The 16889-nt window shown below is 38.1% G+C and carries 17 protein-coding genes; 12 read left to right on the forward strand and 5 right to left on the reverse strand.

The window, feature by feature from the left end:
• Positions 1–60: 60 nt before the first annotated feature.
• The 3 genes from QFZ72_RS12140 to QFZ72_RS12150 all read left to right on the forward strand — a co-directional run bounded on the left by QFZ72_RS12140 (position 61) and on the right by QFZ72_RS12150 (position 3080).
• Positions 61–1035 (forward strand): Gfo/Idh/MocA family protein, encoded by a 975-nt coding sequence (locus QFZ72_RS12140; RefSeq protein ID WP_307433592.1) that lies wholly within the window; start codon positions 61–63, stop codon positions 1033–1035.
• A gap of 72 nt (positions 1036–1107) precedes the next feature.
• Entirely contained in the window at positions 1108–2196 is a 1089-nt protein-coding gene (locus QFZ72_RS12145) for a Gfo/Idh/MocA family protein (protein WP_307433594.1), read from the forward strand.
• A 368-nt stretch (positions 2197–2564) separates the two neighbouring features.
• Positions 2565–3080 carry a DinB family protein gene (locus QFZ72_RS12150; protein ID WP_373464686.1) on the forward strand — a complete coding sequence of 172 codons (516 nt, stop codon included), beginning with the start codon at positions 2565–2567 and terminating at the stop codon, positions 3078–3080.
• 418 nt (positions 3081–3498) lie between these two features.
• On the opposite strand, the gene QFZ72_RS12155 is transcribed toward QFZ72_RS12150, so the two are convergent.
• On the reverse strand, positions 3499–4035 hold the full coding sequence (locus tag QFZ72_RS12155) for a DinB family protein (RefSeq protein WP_307433599.1): 537 nt from the start codon (positions 4033–4035) through the stop codon (positions 3499–3501).
• Between the two features lie 418 nt (positions 4036–4453).
• On the opposite strand from QFZ72_RS12155, the gene QFZ72_RS12160 reads away from it, so the two are divergent.
• The 9 genes from QFZ72_RS12160 to QFZ72_RS12200 all read left to right on the forward strand — a co-directional run bounded on the left by QFZ72_RS12160 (position 4454) and on the right by QFZ72_RS12200 (position 13671).
• On the forward strand, positions 4454–5695 hold the full coding sequence (locus QFZ72_RS12160) for an ABC transporter substrate-binding protein (RefSeq protein ID WP_307433601.1): 1242 nt from the start codon (positions 4454–4456) through the stop codon (positions 5693–5695).
• Between the two features lie 98 nt (positions 5696–5793).
• Entirely contained in the window at positions 5794–6708 is a 915-nt protein-coding gene (locus QFZ72_RS12165; protein WP_373464687.1) for a carbohydrate ABC transporter permease, read from the forward strand.
• Positions 6709–6797: 89 nt separating this feature from the next.
• Complete coding sequence (locus QFZ72_RS12170; RefSeq protein WP_307439728.1) at positions 6798–7556, forward strand: carbohydrate ABC transporter permease; 759 nt, start codon at positions 6798–6800, stop codon at positions 7554–7556.
• Between the two features lie 25 nt (positions 7557–7581).
• A complete protein-coding gene (locus QFZ72_RS12175) occupies positions 7582–8844 on the forward strand; it encodes a Gfo/Idh/MocA family protein (protein WP_307433605.1) in 1263 nt (420 codons plus the stop codon).
• A 98-nt stretch (positions 8845–8942) separates the two neighbouring features.
• Positions 8943–9662: a GntR family transcriptional regulator gene (locus QFZ72_RS12180; protein ID WP_307433607.1), complete on the forward strand. Its 720-nt coding sequence runs from the start codon at positions 8943–8945 to the stop codon at positions 9660–9662.
• 72 nt (positions 9663–9734) lie between these two features.
• The gene (locus QFZ72_RS12185) at positions 9735–10949 is read left to right on the forward strand and encodes an SIS domain-containing protein (RefSeq protein ID WP_307433609.1); all 1215 of its coding nucleotides are present in this window, start codon (positions 9735–9737) and stop codon (positions 10947–10949) included.
• Entirely contained in the window at positions 10946–11797 is an 852-nt protein-coding gene (gene gatY, locus QFZ72_RS12190) for a tagatose-bisphosphate aldolase subunit GatY (RefSeq protein WP_307433611.1), read from the forward strand. The genes QFZ72_RS12185 and gatY overlap by 4 nt, the downstream gene beginning before the upstream one ends.
• A gap of 4 nt (positions 11798–11801) precedes the next feature.
• Positions 11802–12737, forward strand: coding sequence for a 1-phosphofructokinase (pfkB, locus tag QFZ72_RS12195; RefSeq protein WP_307433613.1), 936 nt, complete (start codon positions 11802–11804; stop codon positions 12735–12737).
• A gap of 1 nt (position 12738) precedes the next feature.
• On the forward strand, positions 12739–13671 hold the full coding sequence (locus QFZ72_RS12200) for an ROK family protein (protein WP_307433614.1): 933 nt from the start codon (positions 12739–12741) through the stop codon (positions 13669–13671).
• Positions 13672–13904: 233 nt separating this feature from the next.
• Here QFZ72_RS12200 and QFZ72_RS12205 read toward each other — a convergent pair whose 3' ends face one another.
• The 4 genes from QFZ72_RS12205 to QFZ72_RS12220 form a co-directional block, all read right to left on the reverse strand.
• Positions 13905–14645, reverse strand: coding sequence for an anti-sigma factor (locus QFZ72_RS12205; RefSeq protein ID WP_307433616.1), 741 nt, complete (start codon positions 14643–14645; stop codon positions 13905–13907).
• A complete protein-coding gene (locus QFZ72_RS12210; protein ID WP_307433618.1) occupies positions 14646–15200 on the reverse strand; it encodes an RNA polymerase sigma factor in 555 nt (184 codons plus the stop codon).
• Positions 15201–15309: 109 nt separating this feature from the next.
• Positions 15310–15798: a COG4315 family predicted lipoprotein gene (locus QFZ72_RS12215; protein WP_307433620.1), complete on the reverse strand. Its 489-nt coding sequence runs from the start codon at positions 15796–15798 to the stop codon at positions 15310–15312.
• A gap of 25 nt (positions 15799–15823) precedes the next feature.
• On the reverse strand, positions 15824–16609 hold the full coding sequence (locus QFZ72_RS12220) for an extracellular solute-binding protein (RefSeq protein WP_307433622.1): 786 nt from the start codon (positions 16607–16609) through the stop codon (positions 15824–15826).
• Between the last annotated feature and the right edge of the window lie 280 nt (positions 16610–16889).

Below are 16889 nucleotides of genomic sequence, written 5' to 3' on the forward strand. Positions count from 1 at the left end.
GGTCAGTTTAGATTAATTTTTTCAAATGTCAGGCATCCTTTTATGAGGGAAGGGATTTAAATGGAAAGTGTTAAAATCGGTATTGTTGGTACAGGGGGTATATCACATTTACATGGTAAACAGTTGGGAGAATTAAAGAACGCTAGGATTGTAGCGATTGCCGACCCAAATATCGGTAACAGAGATACGTTGATTAAGAGTTTTAACCTTGATAGTATTGCACAGTTTGATGATCATCTTGACATGTTGGAGAACATTCCAATGGATGCAGTTCTTATTTGTTCACCACACACCCTTCATTATAAACAAGCGATGGATGCAATTAACCATAATTGTCATGTTCTGATTGAAAAACCAATGGCTTGTTCGCTAGAGGAAGCAGAACATCTTATTGAAATAGCAAAAAAGGCAAACAGAGTTCTACAAGTTTCATACCAAAGACATTTTGAACCAGCATTTCTTTATATTCGTGAAGTAATCTCAAGCGGCACAATCGGAAATCTCACATCGGTAACAGCTTCTCTATATCAGGATTGGAAACATCTAACCACTGGTACCTGGCGGCAATATCCATCGTTATCTGGTGGAGGAATGCTAATGGATTCTGGCAGTCATATTGTAGACGTACTTTTATGGACGACAGGATTAAAACCGATCGAAGTTGAATCAAAAATCGAACAGCATCATACTCCAGTAGAACAGGATTCATTTACATCGATTCGTTTTGAAAATAATGTAGTTGCAGGCCTAAATATTGTTGGGAATGCCCCATGCTGGCATGAAACATATGTTTTTTGTGGGGAAAATGGAGCGATTTTTTTTGACAACGGTAAGATTGTTCTTCGTCTGAATGGTAAAGAACCCGTCATACCTGAGCTTCCTCAGCAAACGACTAATTCGGATAAAAGTTTTATCGATGCGATCCTTGGTCATCACAATGTTATGGTACCTGGAGACTTCGCAAAAGAAGTGGTAAAGCTCACGGAGAGAATTTATCAATCAGCAGGATATAAGTCTATTACATCCATTAAATAATTGACATTGAAATAAATTAAATGTACTCCTTAAATTTTAGGATGTTAAGAAAAATGAGTTGGAGGAAATGTGATGTCCAATACAATTAACATTGGAATTATTGGCAGCGGGGGAATTGCATCTGCACACGCTAGAGCATATAAGGAAATACCTAATGTCAAAATTGTAGCTGTTGCTGATGTGATTCCGGGTAAGGCCAATCTATTCATTGAACAGTTGGAACTAAAAGATGCCAAAGGGTTTGATGATCATCTTGAGCTGCTAAATATGGATATAGACGGTGTCAGTGTATGTACACCAAATGTTGCTCACCATTACACGAGTATTGATGCATTATATGCCGGAAAACATGTGTTAGTTGAGAAGCCAATGGCTGTTACGCTTGAACAAGCGATTGAAATGGTTGAAGCATCCCGAAAGACTAGTAAAATGCTATCAGTTGGTTTCCAGCCAAGGTATGATCCGAATATGCAAGCGGTAAAGGAAATCGTACAGTCTGGCCAGTTAGGAAATGTCTATTATGTTGAAGTTGGTGGAGGAAGACGACGTGGAATGCCCGGGGGTACCTTTATTAATAAACAATTAGCTGGTGCAGGTGCTATGGCAGACATTGGCTGTTATTCCTTAGATTTGGCTCTGAATGCTCTTGGTTATCCTAAGCCATTAACGGTTTCCGCATACACGTCCAATCATTTTGGAACGAATTCTGCTTATCATAGTGAATCAGAAAAGTTTGAAGTTGAAGATTTTGGTGTGGCAATGATTCGTTTGGAGGGAGGAATCGTTTTAAACTTTAAAATATCATGGGCGATGCATATGGATTCCCTTGGACCAACTTTATTCCTTGGAACAAATGCTGGCTTAAAGTTAACACCAGCTGGAAGTGGTCCATGGAGCGGTGTGTGGGATGGTGGAATCGGATCGATCAGCTTATTCCATGACATAAAGGGCCATCATGTTGAGTCAACCATTCCAGTTAAAAATCATCAACTAAATATATTTAATGAGAAGGTTCGAGATTTCGTCGGTTCTATTAAAGATGGTACTTCTGCGCCTATCCCAGGTGATCAAATTGTCATTAATCAAGCGATTATAGATGGTATTTTACGATCATCAGAGCAAGGAAGAGAAGTTAGCGTGGAGTTACCGCAATTAGTATAGATAAAAAGGAGAGAACACCTGATTCTCTCCTTTTGTTATTGGATTTCATTGAAAGCAATTTAGAAGGCATTGAAACAATAATAGTGTCAACGGGTTCCAAAAATACACCAGCAGTAAATTTCTATGAAAAAAACGGATTCTCAAAAAAAGGTGAAACAAGAGTAAATGAACGTTTATCTCTAACTTCCTTTAAAAAGAAAATTTAAGCTAAACTAGCTAATAGAAGTTAGTATGATATTCAACAATCGGGCGCGATTGCTGAACAATGAGCATTCGCTTTTTTACCAGGCGGATTAGTATAGTTCTATAAATGATTGGCAGTAAACAATTTAGTAACTGTAAAACTGAAATCAATGAATATAAAAGAGGTGTTTAATTTGAATAATTATCACACAATTGAAATCTACAAAAACCACCTGCAACACTATTCGAAGGATCAGTTAAGACATATTTCTGATGAAGGGACCTGGTCTCTCGGCCAAATGTATCTCCACTTGATTGAGGTTGCGTTTGAGTATCTTGATAATGTTGAAGCTTGTTCAACAGCATCTGAAGAACAAAAACTGGGAAAGACGGAAGCCGGAGAGAATTTGTACAAACGCGGAGGATTTCCTCCTATTAAAATCAAGCTGCCGGACAATCCAGAAAACACACCAAGCAATACCAAAAGGAAAGAGGAACTTATGCAGGGGCTCATTCAAGTAGAGAAGAGAATGAGAGTGTGGGAAGAGAAGGTAAATGCCATCAATCCAAACTTCAAAGTAAAACATGGGGGCTTCGGCTGGCTCAACGCAAGGGAATGGTTCGATCTTGTCGACATGCATTTTCGTCATCATTTACGTCAGAAGCAGGAATTAGAAGAAAAGATAGGGATTGCTTTTTAATAGAAGTTTGTAATCTCAAATAATAGAAATATGACCAATAGCTTTTAAGGTGAAAAGTTTTATAGAATTTTTTCTGACACTAGGGGGTTGAACTTGTTAAATGAAAATACTAATAAATTGTTTATTCTTTCATCCGCAGGTTTGAATCTGATGTCATCCTCCTTGGTGCAGGTCTTTTAACAGCCTGGATTACTTACATGAAATTACTGCAATCAGAAAAGAAAGACAATCATCATTCTTGATTTATCTGCAACAAAAGAAGCGTTAATCCGATAAGGGTCATAGCTTACAACTGGAAATGCCGTTAGAACAGGAAGCAAAAACCCTTCCATTTATTCAAACAGAATAGCTTGGAAGGGTTTTAAAGTTTTGATTGATAGCAATGTCTAACAGATTTCAGCGAAACCCATTAGTTACATTATGGCTTTCCTGAAAAACTATAGACATTAAAATCTGTCATAGGTGCATCTGTTAATCCCGCATTACGGCCAATCGTTGTAATCTGACCTCGGTGATAAGTACTGTGATTCATGACTTGGAGGATAAATTCAAATCTGGGTCGAGTTTCATTAAACCATGGAGTTTCAACTTGACAAGCTCCTGTTATGGAATTTTCGGTAAGTGAATGAACATATTGAGATAACTCTTTGGAACTTTTCTCCACCATACTAAACACTTCATCCATTGACTGATTGGATTTCTCTCCAAACTGACCCATATCTGGCGGTGATTCCTGCTTAATCACTTGCAGCCAAAAATTTTGAACATCCGCAATATGCTTGAGCGTCAGCTTGATAGTTGGAAAACTCGATGGGACTTCCTGTACCATTTTTTCAGACGGTTTTGTTTTGAGCCACTCGGTCATTTTCGTATTTGCCCATAGGTTGTAGTTCGCAAGGTCTTTTGTTAGCATCGTTAGATTCATTTCACTGCCGGAAAGTTCTTTTTGTTTCATAATAGCTCTCCTTTTTCTCAAATTTTCACAGTTAAAACTTCAACAAAAATAATCACTCTCCTTTATTCATTCGTGTTAGTCTGACAACAATGGATGGGCACATTGTCTATAATCTTTCTAAAGAGCTTGAAACTCTTCCTTCTAAATATTTAGAACGAACCTTAAATTTTTAAAAAATTTAAAAAATATATTCCGTTAATAAAAAATGCATGCTATACTCAGTACAACTGGTAATGACATCATGATAATCAAAAGAGTTGAATCTTTTTTAGGAGGAAAAAAATATGATCATATAGAAACTTTTGTAACCACTTACATTTTAACTGGTAATAACGTCATGACAATTCAAAAAGAGAATTCAGAGAAAAAATTCAGCTTGTAAATGTACTAAACTTTCAATAAAAGGATGGGGATATTAGTGAAAAAGAAAATGATAATTCTTTTATGTTTAGTATTGGGGTTGTTCGGGGCAGCCGGCTGCAGCGGGCAAGGAGCATCATCTGATGGAAAAGTTGAGATAAGTTATGGCTTTTGGGATAAGAAACAGGTGCCAGCTATTGAAGAGATCATAAAATTGTTTAACGAAAAGCATCCAAACATTAAAGTAAAAACGGAACTTATCCCTTATGGACAATACTTTCAGAAGCTTGAAACAGCAGCTACAGGCGGGGCTTTGCCGGATGTTCTTTGGATGAATGGAGCTCACGTTGTTCAATATGCTGAAGGAAAAGTCATTTTGCCGTTAAGTGATCTTGCAAAAAAAGACAATTTCAGTCTGGAGAATTACCCAAAATCATTGGTTGATCTTTATACTGTCAATGATAAAGTATTTGGAATCCCTAAAGACTATGACACAACTGGTTTATGGTATAACAAAAAATTGTTTGATGAAGCGGGTATCCCTTATCCGGATGAAACTTGGGACTGGAATAAACTGAAAGAAGTTTCTAAACAGCTTACGAACAAAGACAAAGGGATTTGGGGTTTTGCGGCTGTAATGGGCAACCAAGGCGGATACTATGATTTGATTTGGCAAAATAACGGTTATATTGTTTCAGAGGATGGCAAGCAGGCAGGTTTTGACAAGCCTGAAGCGATAGAAGCTCTTACGTATAACATCAGCTTTATAAAAGAGGGGATTTCCCCGACTCAGGCTCAAATGACCGAAACATCTGCAGCGGATTTATTCTCATCAGGAAAAATAGCCATGATGTTTGATGGGCCATGGATGGTTTCAGAATATAAAAAAAATCCTGACTTAAATGTTGCTGCTGTTCCTAAAGGAAAGCAGCGAGCGGTTTCTATTCATGGCCTTTCAAATGTTATTGCAGCAAATACAAAACATAAGGAAGCGGCATGGGACTTCGTGAAGTTTTTGGGATCTAAAGAAGCTGCAGAAGTTTTTGCTGACTCAGGAACTGTTATTCCTGCCTATAACGGTACACAAGAAGCTTGGTTAAAATCCGTACCTAGTCTGAATTTAAAAGCTTATATTGATGGAGCTGAATATGGCAGGCCTCTTCCGAGCGTTAAAAATACAGGTGAAATCTGGCAATATGAAACAGACATTCTGAAAAAGGCATGGAGCGGTGAAGAAAGCGTAGAAGAGTCCGTTACAGAACTAACGAAAAAGGCAAACGAGGCATTATCCAAGGATTAGAATCACGATGAAGAGAAGGATCTTTTCTTCTCTTCTCCCTTTTTTTACAAAGGAGGAGATATGCGTTGAAAGAACTTCCGTTACAAGTTAATAAAAACATAAAAAAATTCGTGAACATCAGTAGTTCTGCAAAAACAAAAAAGCGAACGGACTTTTTCTGGGCGTACCTAATGATCGCTCCTACAATGTTGGGATTGTTTATTTTTTATCTGTGGCCAATCGTTCAAACCATATATTTTAGTTTTACCGAATGGGGAGCATTTGGAACGTACGTGTGGACTGGACTTGATAATTATAAGAGGCTGCTTGAGGACGCGAACTTATTGCAGTCATTTAAAAACACTGGTATCTATATCCTCTTCACAGTACCTATTGGTATTTTTTTATCAATCTTGGTCGCTGTGCTTTTAAATCAAAATATTAAAGGGAAATCCATCTATCGGACGCTATACTTTTTGCCTGTCATAACAATGCCGGCGGCCATAGCGGTAGTATGGAAATGGCTGTATAATTCTGACTATGGACTATTGAATTATATGTTAGCCTCTATTGGGATTAAAGGCCCGCAATGGGTAACGGATCCGAAAATAGCCTTATATTCTATCATTGTTGTGGCTATCTGGAGCGGTATAGGATATAACATGGTCATTTTTCTTTCAGGATTGCAAAATATATCAAAAACGTATTATGAAGCAGCTCGTATCGACGGAGCCGGGCCGGTCACGATGTTTTTCAAAATAACTCTGCCTTTACTTTCACCGGTGATATTCTTTGTTACCATTATATCTTTCATAGGAGCGTTTCAAGTATTTGATTTGATTTTTATGATGATAGGAAAGAGCAGTACAGCTATTGAAAGCACACAGTCCATTGTTTATTTATTTTACCAGCATGCCTTTATTTTAAATGATAAAGGGTATGCAGCAGCAATTGCTGTTTTACTATTGGCTGTCATTTTAATTATTACCGTCTTGCAAATGGTACTGCAGAAGAAATGGGTGCATTATGAATGAAGGAGGAAAACCCATTGGGCAAAGCCATACAGTTTGCTAAGAAGAAGTCTCTTCACATTCACTTTATTCTAATTTTGGGTGCAGTGGCAATGGTCGTACCGTTTTTATGGATGATTCTTACTTCATTAAAAACGTATGCTGAATCTATTCAAGTACCTCCTGTTATTTTTCCAGAAGAATTGCAATGGGGAAATTATATGGAAATCTTTACTCTTCTGCCTTTCTTTAAGTTTATGTTAAACACGTTTATTGTAACGATCCTTCGGACTGCAGGCCAGTTGTTTTTATGCTCTCTGGCTGCTTATGCATTTGCCAGAATTGCATTTCCGGGAAAGAATATTTTGTTTGTGCTTGCTTTATCAGTATTAATGGTGCCAGGTCAAGTTTTCTTATTGCCTCAATATTTAATCATTGTAAAATTAAACTGGTTAAATACCTTGCAGGCTGTAGTGGTTCCAGGATTATTCAGTGCATTTGGCACCTTTCTGCTGCGTCAGTTTTTTATGGGAATCCCAAAGGAGTTAGAGGAAGCAGCCAGACTTGACGGATGCAACCATTTTCAAATCTATTGGCGCATCATGCTGCCTCTTGCAAAACCTGGTCTTATTGCCCTCGGAATCTTTACAATACTCTGGTCCTGGAATGAACTCATGTGGCCTATGATCGTAAATGGTTCACAAGATGCAATGACACTTTCTGTTGGGCTGGCATCTCTTCAAGGACAATATTCAACCAATTATCCAATTATGATGGCGGGCTCATTTCTTGCCGTGCTTCCTATGTTAGTTTTATTTATGTTCTTACAAAAACAGTTTATAGAAGGCGTTGCGTTATCAGGAGGCAAATAAACCTACCGCTTGAGGAGGGAAAACGATGAAAGCCGCATTAATCGGAGCTGGAAGCAGAGGTTTTTATGCTTATGGTTCTTATGCTCTTCAATATCCGTACGAGATTCAGTTTGTGGCAATTGCAGAACCAAATAAAAAAAAGAGAGAAAAATTTGCAGATCTTCATCATATTCCAGAACACATGAGATTCGAAGATTGGACAGAGCTGCTGGCAAAAGAAAAACTTTGTGAAGGAATACTAATCTGCAGCCCTGATCGGGATCACTATAAAACTGTCATGAAGGCAATTGAAAAAGGATACAGCATTTTGCTTGAAAAGCCAATGTCGCCAGTACCACTTGAAACATTGGAAATTGCTGAGGCTGCTGAATCTCACAATACCTTGCTGAGTGTTTGTCATGTCATGAGGTATGCTCCTTTTTATCAATCCCTAAAGGAGTTAATTACCCGGAAGGTCATAGGGGACATCATGTCAATTCAATGGAATGAGAATGTTGGATATTATCATCATGCCCATAGTTTTGTTCGGGGCAATTGGCGAAATTCAGCGGAATCTAGTCCGATGATTTTGCAAAAGAGCTGTCATGACATGGATATGCTTGCATGGCTGATAGGTACTGAGTGTAAGAGTGTCTCTTCCTACGGATCATTAAGTTATTTTAAAGAGGAAAATGCTCCTGAAGGTTCTGCATATCGTTGCCTGGATGGGTGTAAGGTTGAAAAATCTTGTCCATATTCGGCGGCTAAATGGTATTTACATGAGAGGGATGAGTGGCCAGCTAATGTGGTTTCACCGGATCCAAGTCTCAAAAGCAGATTAAAAGCACTCCAAGAAGGGCAATACGGACGCTGTGTCTATCATTGTGATAATGATGTAGTCGATCATCAGGTTGTAAATCTATTATTTGATAATGAAGTAACCGTTTCCTTTACTATGACTGCTTTTACAGATAAAACATTCAGGAACTTTAAAATCATGGGGACTAAGGGCGAGATTATTGGAAATGATGCAGAAAACGTCTTAAAGCTTAATTATTTCTCCGGCAAAAAGGAAATCATCCATCCAGAAACAGTAAATGGCGGGCATATGGGTGCTGACACCAGTATTATGCAGGATTTTATCAATCGAGTGAACAATAAGGATAAAGGCAGTTTAACTTCTGCCAAAACATCTGCACAGAGTCATATTATTGCATATGCAGCGGAGGAATCAAGAATTACGGGGAAGACTGTCTCTATTAAGAATTATATTGAAAATATAAAAAGAATGAAGGAAGAGGCAATCTAATTTAATCTCCTATGACAAGATTAGTGGTATTGAATGCCATTTAATGTATAATAGATTTAACTGGTTACGACATAGATACCACTAGAAGGAGTTTTGTCATGATAGATAAAGATAAAAGGCTATCCTTGTATTATCAATTAATGGATATCATCATAGAAAAAATTGAGAACGGTGATCTTGCAGAAAATGACCAATTGCCATCAGAGCGGGAATTATGCGATACCTACAAGGTCAGCCGTACAACAGTAAGGCAAACAATGCAGGAACTTGAAAAAGAAGGATACATTTATAAAGTTCACGGTAAGGGGACTTTTGTTTCACCAAAAGCCTACAATCAAAGTCTTGTAAAGTTTTATAGTTTTACAGAGGAAATGAAAAAGGCAGGAAAACACCCTTCAACAAAAGTCATTTTATTCGAGAAAATGACCTGTGATAATAAGATAGCCAAAGCCATGAATCTTACCACCCAAGATGAAGTATTTAAAATAATAAGATTAAGGCTGTCTGATCAGGAGCCGATGATTTATGAAACTTCATATGTTCCAGTAAAGAGGTTTAAGAAACTTTCTAGTGATGAACTAGAACAAACTCCAATGTATGAGATCTTTAGATCAGAATATCACGTAAACATTACAAGTGCGCTTGAGAGTTTTAAAGCAGTGAGCGCGCGCAATGTTGAAAGTGAAATGTTAAACATTGAAAATTCGTCACCTTGTCTAATGCTAAAACGGATAACTTTTGAACAAGAAGAGATTATTGAATATACAATCTCTATAGCCAGAGGAGATAAATTTACTTATACAGTTGAATTGAAATAGAAACGTTTATGTTTCTATTTCAATTCAACTGGTAGTGATGACATGAACAGCATCTTAATGAGGAGGAGAAAAATGGAATTGTTAGAGTCGAATAACCTGCCACCAATTCATCCCAGTGCCATCCACACAGTGAGAGAAATAGCTCAACAGCCTAGACTCTGGAAAGAGACATTAGAGCTTATTTCAGGATACAGCAGCAAAATCATGCATTTTTTTGATGAAGTAGAAAGAAAACACGATCAGTTTAGAATCATTTTGACAGGCGCAGGGACATCTGCTTTTGTTGGTGAAACAATTCTGCCTTATCTAAAAAAAATCAGCAACAATAAAGTGAAAAGCCTGGAATGTATTCCAACTACTAATATCGTGTCCAATCCTTACAACTATCTGGATTCAAGCTTTCCTACTATTATGATATCGTTTGCCCGCTCAGGAAATAGTCCTGAAAGCCTCGCTGCGGTAAACCTTGGAGAACAAATCATAGAAGATTTTTACGGTATTATTCTAACATGCAACGAAGACGGATTTTTGGCCATGAAAAAGAAGCACGACAAGAATCACTTAGTAATCTGTATGCCAAAAGAGGCTAATGATAAGGGATTTGCCATGACAAGCAGCTTTACAACCATGCTGCTGTCAGCTTTCCTATTATTTCACAATATGGATCTGGATACATTGAAAAAAGATATTGAGAAAATGGCTGAAGCTGGCGGAAAAATGATTCGTGACCATGATGCGGCCATTCGTCAGCTTGCTGAGACATCTTTTTCTAAAATTGTTTACTTGGGTTCAGGGGTATTCGAAGGTTTAGCCAGAGAGTCTTCTTTGAAACTCTTAGAACTGACTCGAGGAAAAATCCCGCCAACCTATGATACTTCATTGGGGTTTAGGCACGGTCCAAAGTCGATTTTAGACAGCGGGACAATCGTTATTCTTTTCTTATCCAGTCACTCTTACACAAGACAATATGACCTTGATATATTGCGTGAAATCAGCCGGGAAACGGACCGAGGGCAGATCATAGTTCTTTCTTCCATTGCGGATGAAGAAGCAAAGCGACATTGTGATTATTTTATAAATGTCAAACTGGATGATATCAAGGAAGACATCCTGCTTGCTTTCCCGTATATTTTGTTCGGTCAGCTTTTAGCTATGCATAAATCCCTTCAGCTTGGTTTCTCTCCAGATAACCCTTCACCTACAGGAGTAGTTAATAGGGTTGTAAAAGGTGTTACCATACATGCTTATCCCACAAATGAACCAAAAGCAGGGGGAGATTGGCTGTGATCATTTCTAAAAGTTCTATTTTACTGAACGCACTTGCAAGCGGGTATGCAGTTCCTGCCTTTAATATTCATAACTTAGAAACGATGAAAACCGTGCTGGATACATCACAGGAACTGCGTTCACCGGTGCTAATTGCAGCCACACCAAGTACTGTAAGATATATAGGTCAAGAATTTCTAATTGGAATGATGAAGGCAGCAAAGAAAAAATACGATATTCCTATTTGTTTTCACCTTGATCACCATGAAAGAATAGAAGAAATAAAAACACTGATAGATATGGGCATTCCATCGGTTATGATAGATGCATCTAAACATGACTTTGAGGAAAACATACGAATCGTTAAGGAAGTTGTCGGGTATGCAGCTGAATTTGGTGTTTCAGTAGAAGCGGAACTGGGCCGGTTAAGCGGTATAGAAGATGAACTTACTATAGACGAGAAAGATCAAATTTTTACCGATCCAAAGCAAGCACATGAATTTGTCGTTCGAACTGGAATTGATTCTCTAGCCGTGGCAATTGGCACAGCTCATGGCTTGTATAAAGGCGAACCAAGAATCGATATAAAGCGTTTAGAGGCAATTAAAGATACAGTGGCTATCCCGCTTGTTCTTCATGGCGCATCCGGATTGCCGAGCCATTTAGTTCAGGAAACGATCAAACGCGGAATCTGCAAAGTAAATGTTGCGACTGAATTAAAGATTGCTTTTGCTAAAGGCTTAAGAAGCTATCTGTTATCCCACCCGGATGCAAATGATCCTAGAGACTATTTCCAAGATGGAGTAGATGAAATGAAAAAGGTAATTAAGGCTAAAATTAAGATGTGCGGCAGTATGAACCGAGGATAAGCATATGATTGCTACGGTTACTTTAAACCCTGCCATTGATATAAGATATAATCTCTCTGGCTTTCAGAAAGGTCAGGTAAATCGTGTCTCCTCCGTTGATAAGACGATTGGGGGAAAGGGGTTAAATGTGTCCCGGGTTTTATCTCAATTAGGAACTGAGGTCATTTGCACAGGTTTCTTAGGAGGGAAGAGCGGGGAATGGATAGCTGATCAATTGTCTCATGGGAAGTTAATAGACCGATTTGTGGCCATAGAGGGTGAAACGAGATCGTGTCTTGCCATCTTATCCAAAAATGAACAAACTGAAATTCTTGAAAAAGGACCTTATCTTTTAGAAAATGAAATCGCTGCCTTTCTTGAAATCTATGAATCTATCCTTGAAAAAGCAGAATATGTTATTGTTTCTGGCAGCTTGCCGAGAGGGATAGAAGCTGATTTTTATCAGATACTTGCTGAGAAGGCAAACCAGAAAAGGAAATATTTACTTATGGATGCAAGTGGAATTGTACTTGAGAAAGGTATAACCGGAAAGCCATTTTTGATAAAACCAAATATGGAAGAATTTAAACAGCTTGTTGGACTGGAACACTTGACCATTGATCAAATGATCAGGCATGCAAAGTCAATTTGCCGGAACGGAGTCCAATATGTCTTGCTGTCACTTGGTCAGGAAGGAGCCATATTAGTAAGCAATGCTATAATCCTGCAGGCTTCCATTCCTAAAGTAAAAGTAATTAATCCGGTAGGATCAGGTGATAGTATGCTCGCTGGCTTTACTTATGCTCATTCTAAGGACTTTCTCATTGAAAGAGCACTTAAATGGGCTTGTGCATGTGGGATATCTAATGCTGTATCAGAGAAAACCGGATCTATAAATATATCTCAAGTTAATCGATTTGCAGAAGATATAAAAGTCATTGAATTAAGGGTAGGGGATTAAGTTGAACTATATTGCATGTTTTGATATCGGAGGAACATATATTAAATATGGACTAATAGATAGTACTGGCCATTTGCTGCAAAAGAACAAGATAGAAACACCAAAAGGAAATGTTCAAAAACACTTACTTGAAATATTATGCGAAAAGATCAATGAACTAAAAAAAAATTTTCCTATATCCGGTATAGGTATTTCTTCTTGTGGGCTAATTGACAGCGAGAAGGGTGAAATCTTATTTTCTAATAACCTTAAAAGTTATACAGGGATGAAACTTGCTGAGCTTTTATCCAATATAACCACTTTGCCAGTAAGAGTCGAAAATGATGTAAAAAGTGCATGTCTTGGTGAAATGTGGAAGGGTGCAATCCGAGGAAGGGAAAATGTCGTTTTTCTAACATTAGGAACAGGAATAGGCAGTGCAATTGTAATAAATGGAAAAATGGTTAACGGTTCAACCAAATTAGCCGGAGAGTTAGGTCACACTGTAATTGTCTATAATGGAAGATCATGCAGCTGCGGAAGAAAAGGATGTTATGAAAGATATGCATCTACCTCAGCTTTCGTCCAAGACTATCTAGAAGAAAATAAGAGTAAAGATGTAAAAAAGAACATATCAGGGGAAGAAATTATTCGGCTGGCTATGAATGATGATCCTGCAGCTTTTTCCGTTTACAGCCGATTTGTTCACTTTATTAGCATAGGCCTTGCAAACATCACTCACCTGCTTAATCCAGAAGCCATTATTATAGGCGGCGGAATAACAGAAAAAGCTGACCGTTTAATTATAGATATTAACAAAGATTTAAAAAAGGAAGTAATGGAGTACTACGAACATGATTCGTTAGTTCTTCCATCTATGCTGGGCAATGATGCTGGTTTATATGGTGCATGCTACAATATGATTAACAAGCTAAACATGGTGAATAAATATTAAAATTAAGATATTTTTTATAAGGGAAATAGTTGTATTTTTGATTAGAGGAGATACAGAAGGGGTTCCTGCTGATTTGCAGGAGGAGATGCTGGTTGTCTTTGATTTTCTGAATATATCGGTGAAATATCAATTTTTCGGCGAAAATCGAAAGATTTCGGCGATCGCCCAAAAATCAGGACACAACACGGACTCACCACAATAGGAAAGTCCGTGTTGCTTCCAGAAATGAAATATCACGACGATCCCACAATCTTTTTGCCTCTTGGCTGGGTGCTGTATTGGTCCGGTTCGACGGTAATACCGATCTGATCAAAATCGGGGTTTTGTGCAAGCTGGTAGGTTAACACTCCTGCCCCTTTTTCATCCGGCTTGAAAATCCCGGCATTCTCCCGCTTGCCATTTTTTAATAGCCACACCTGGTACACTTCCGATCCTTCTAACCTAGGCAAATTATTGACTTGTACAACCAGCTTCTTGTCTTCGCCCTGCTGCAAAATAGAAGCATGGCCCCTCACGTCGCTGTTCGCTTGATTGGCGCTCTGTAATGAAAGTGTTGACAAAACTTCAATTGGAGCGGATTTTAAGTTTTCTTCATTCACAAGTTCATTTCTCAATTTGACATTTGAAATTGATAGACCGATTGACAGGCACATAAAGACTATCATGATAACAGCAGTTATGGGGGTAAACTGCTTTTGAAGAAAGCTGCCCCATTCTTCCAGCTTTGCTTGGATTGACTTATTAACATTCTTTTTCTCACTCTCGAACACAAAATCCATTACTTCCGCCTTTAAGGATGCAGGTACTTCTTTTTCTTCAAAGTCCCAATGTAATGAATTCCAGGCTTCTGTCATTTGTTCATACTCCCTTGAGCATTCAAGACAATGCTGTAAATGCTCTGTAAATTTTCTTTTTTCTTTTGCATCCAACTCACCCGCTATAAACGAAAGCAGGTTTTCACATTCTCTGCCCATTTACAAATCCCCCATTTCCAAATGCTTCTTTAATTGTTTGAGAGATTGATGAAGCCTGCTCTTAACGGTTCCTACCGGTTCGTTTTCGATCTTAGCAATTTCTGTTAGAGAATAGCCTTTCCAGTATAGTAAATCGATTAATCTTTTTTGCGACATATTTAATTTGCTTTTTGCCTTGGCCACTTCACTGAAAATCAGCCTTTTCTCAATTTCATTGTTCGGATCTGCTATTTCAATTGACCAACTTGGATCCATTTGTCGGTTGTTTTGGGCATGAATATTGTCTTTCCGGATAAAATCAACGCAAACATTACGGGTAACAGTCAGAAGCCAATTCATAAAACTTCCTTTTAATGGGTCATAACTGCTTTTTGTCGTCCAAAGCTTTAAAAATACTAACTGGACAATTTCTTTCGTTTTATCTCCATTGCCGTTTGTAAACTTAAATCCAAAGCTATAGACTAATTTAATGTAGCGATCATAAAGTTCTTCTAGAGCAGGACGATGCTTTTTTTTCACTAATCTCATTAATTCGTCATCACGTTTGTTCTTCAATCGTACCTGCACTCCTCACTATTGATATCTTTATTATTGGTTAAAACCATACAATAGAATGATGAAAAGGAACCATCACTCTTGTGAAAGTTCCTGATCCTTTTTATATTTATTGAAAGACTGTTTCACTGTTTACAATAAACCATACATCTTTCACACCCTGGCCGTTTACGTCACCCTCTTTTTTGTCATTCACAAAGTAGTACAGAGGGTATCCTTTATACGTTACCTGCTCCGCCCCAGTATCCTCTCTTGTAATCGTACCGAAGTCTTTTTTATTGAACCCATCCGGCACTTCAAATTCCTTTTCTGTAAATGGCGGCCATTTTGCTAAGCAATCACCAGTGCAGTTGCTTTTTCCGGAGACGTCATTCTTAAAATAATATAGCGCCTTCCCCTCTGAATTAGTAAGATACTCACCTACCGCTTCATTCTTAAGCAATTGCAAACTTGCCGCGTCATCTTCTTTAGCAACGGTTTCCGATGCTGCATCAGTTTCGCTTTGAGTTCCCTTTGCCGTTTCTTTAGCTTCATTTCCACAGGCGCCTAAAACAAATATAGCAGCAAAAATTGATAAAACAAACATCCATTTTTTCATCTCCAACCACTCCTTATACTAGTTATCATTTCCATCCCCATTTTTGAAAAACTTGGTGTGAAGCTTCTGTTTTTAAGTAGTCGATAAACATTTTTGCTTTTTTCTTATTGTTCGAATCATTCGTTATACTAATAGGTGTTCCCCTATACAGTTTGTCTTCTTCAGGGAACAGAACCAAATCTGTCTCGTCTTTTAACCGATAATGCCAAGACTCGTATGTAATCCAAGCATCATATTTGGAATTAGCTTTCCAATGCTCAATGGCTTCCGCGCTTGATTTTACTGAAATGGCAATATTGCGGTCAATTCCAGGAATAAGCCCTTTTCTTCCCGCCAAATCCTCCCACAGTCCAAGCTGGCCTGCACCATTGACATCAATGATTTTAACGCCATTTTTCGTTAAATCCTCCAACGATCGAATGTTCTTTGGGTTTCCCTTTCTGACTAAAATGCCTGCCGCTCTCGGATACAGCTCTATACGTGTTTTTTCATCAATCATTCCGGGATATTTGAGCATCAAGTCACGAAGCATATATTCGGAGCCTCCATAAATAATGTCGGCATCCTGTTTGGCTTTATCGATCCATTTTGCTTCTGGACCAGCAGTTACATTCACTTTTATTCCCGTTTCCTCTGTAAACCGTTCCGCCTGCTCTTTCATTGGCCCGAGAGGTCCTCCTGGTCCGTAAACGTTTACAACTTCATCATAATTTCGGGTGGTCTGAGCCTGTTTCGAATCCGCTGCTTCCGAAAGCCCGAGTAATACTAGCATTATTAATAATAATCCAGCAATAAAAACGGTTTTGTTCATTTCCATCCCCCTTTTTTTACAAGTATCACTATAGGTAACGAGAAAAAACACAAAACGGTTTGAAATAATTTATTTTTTTAAAAAGAATTTTTTACTGCGTTGTTATTTTTCGAGACTTGTCAAGGATACGCCTTTAAAATGTGTTAGTAGAAGCAATTAACTCCAATCTTTCGGCAACACTCTTTACTATTAAACCTCTATCCTATTCTCAAACAGCATACTGCATCGTAACGGTAATAAAATCATTTAATAGCTCCTTTTAATTGTTGAACTTTTGAAG

Origin of the sequence: Bacillus sp. V2I10 (assembly GCF_030817055.1) — a bacterium.
GTDB lineage: Bacteria > Bacillota > Bacilli > Bacillales > Bacillaceae > Bacillus_P.

Excerpts from the sequence above, each read along its gene's own strand:
- QFZ72_RS12155 (WP_307433599.1), bottom strand. The coding sequence starts at position 4,035 with ATGAAACAAAAAGAACTTTCCGGCAGTGAAATGAATCTAACGATGCTA.
- QFZ72_RS12145 (WP_307433594.1), top strand. The coding sequence starts at position 1,108 with ATGTCCAATACAATTAACATTGGAATTATTGGCAGCGGGGGAATTGCA.
- QFZ72_RS12185 (WP_307433609.1), top strand. The coding sequence starts at position 9,735 with ATGGAATTGTTAGAGTCGAATAACCTGCCACCAATTCATCCCAGTGCC.
- QFZ72_RS12205 (WP_307433616.1), bottom strand. The coding sequence starts at position 14,645 with ATGGGCAGAGAATGTGAAAACCTGCTTTCGTTTATAGCGGGTGAGTTG.
- QFZ72_RS12170 (WP_307439728.1), top strand. The coding sequence starts at position 6,798 with ATGGTCGTACCGTTTTTATGGATGATTCTTACTTCATTAAAAACGTAT.
- QFZ72_RS12180 (WP_307433607.1), top strand. The coding sequence starts at position 8,943 with ATGATAGATAAAGATAAAAGGCTATCCTTGTATTATCAATTAATGGAT.
- pfkB (WP_307433613.1), top strand. The coding sequence starts at position 11,802 with ATGATTGCTACGGTTACTTTAAACCCTGCCATTGATATAAGATATAAT.
- QFZ72_RS12175 (WP_307433605.1), top strand. The coding sequence starts at position 7,582 with ATGAAAGCCGCATTAATCGGAGCTGGAAGCAGAGGTTTTTATGCTTAT.
- QFZ72_RS12220 (WP_307433622.1), bottom strand. The coding sequence starts at position 16,609 with ATGAACAAAACCGTTTTTATTGCTGGATTATTATTAATAATGCTAGTA.
- QFZ72_RS12140 (WP_307433592.1), top strand. The coding sequence starts at position 61 with ATGGAAAGTGTTAAAATCGGTATTGTTGGTACAGGGGGTATATCACAT.
- QFZ72_RS12215 (WP_307433620.1), bottom strand. The coding sequence starts at position 15,798 with ATGAAAAAATGGATGTTTGTTTTATCAATTTTTGCTGCTATATTTGTT.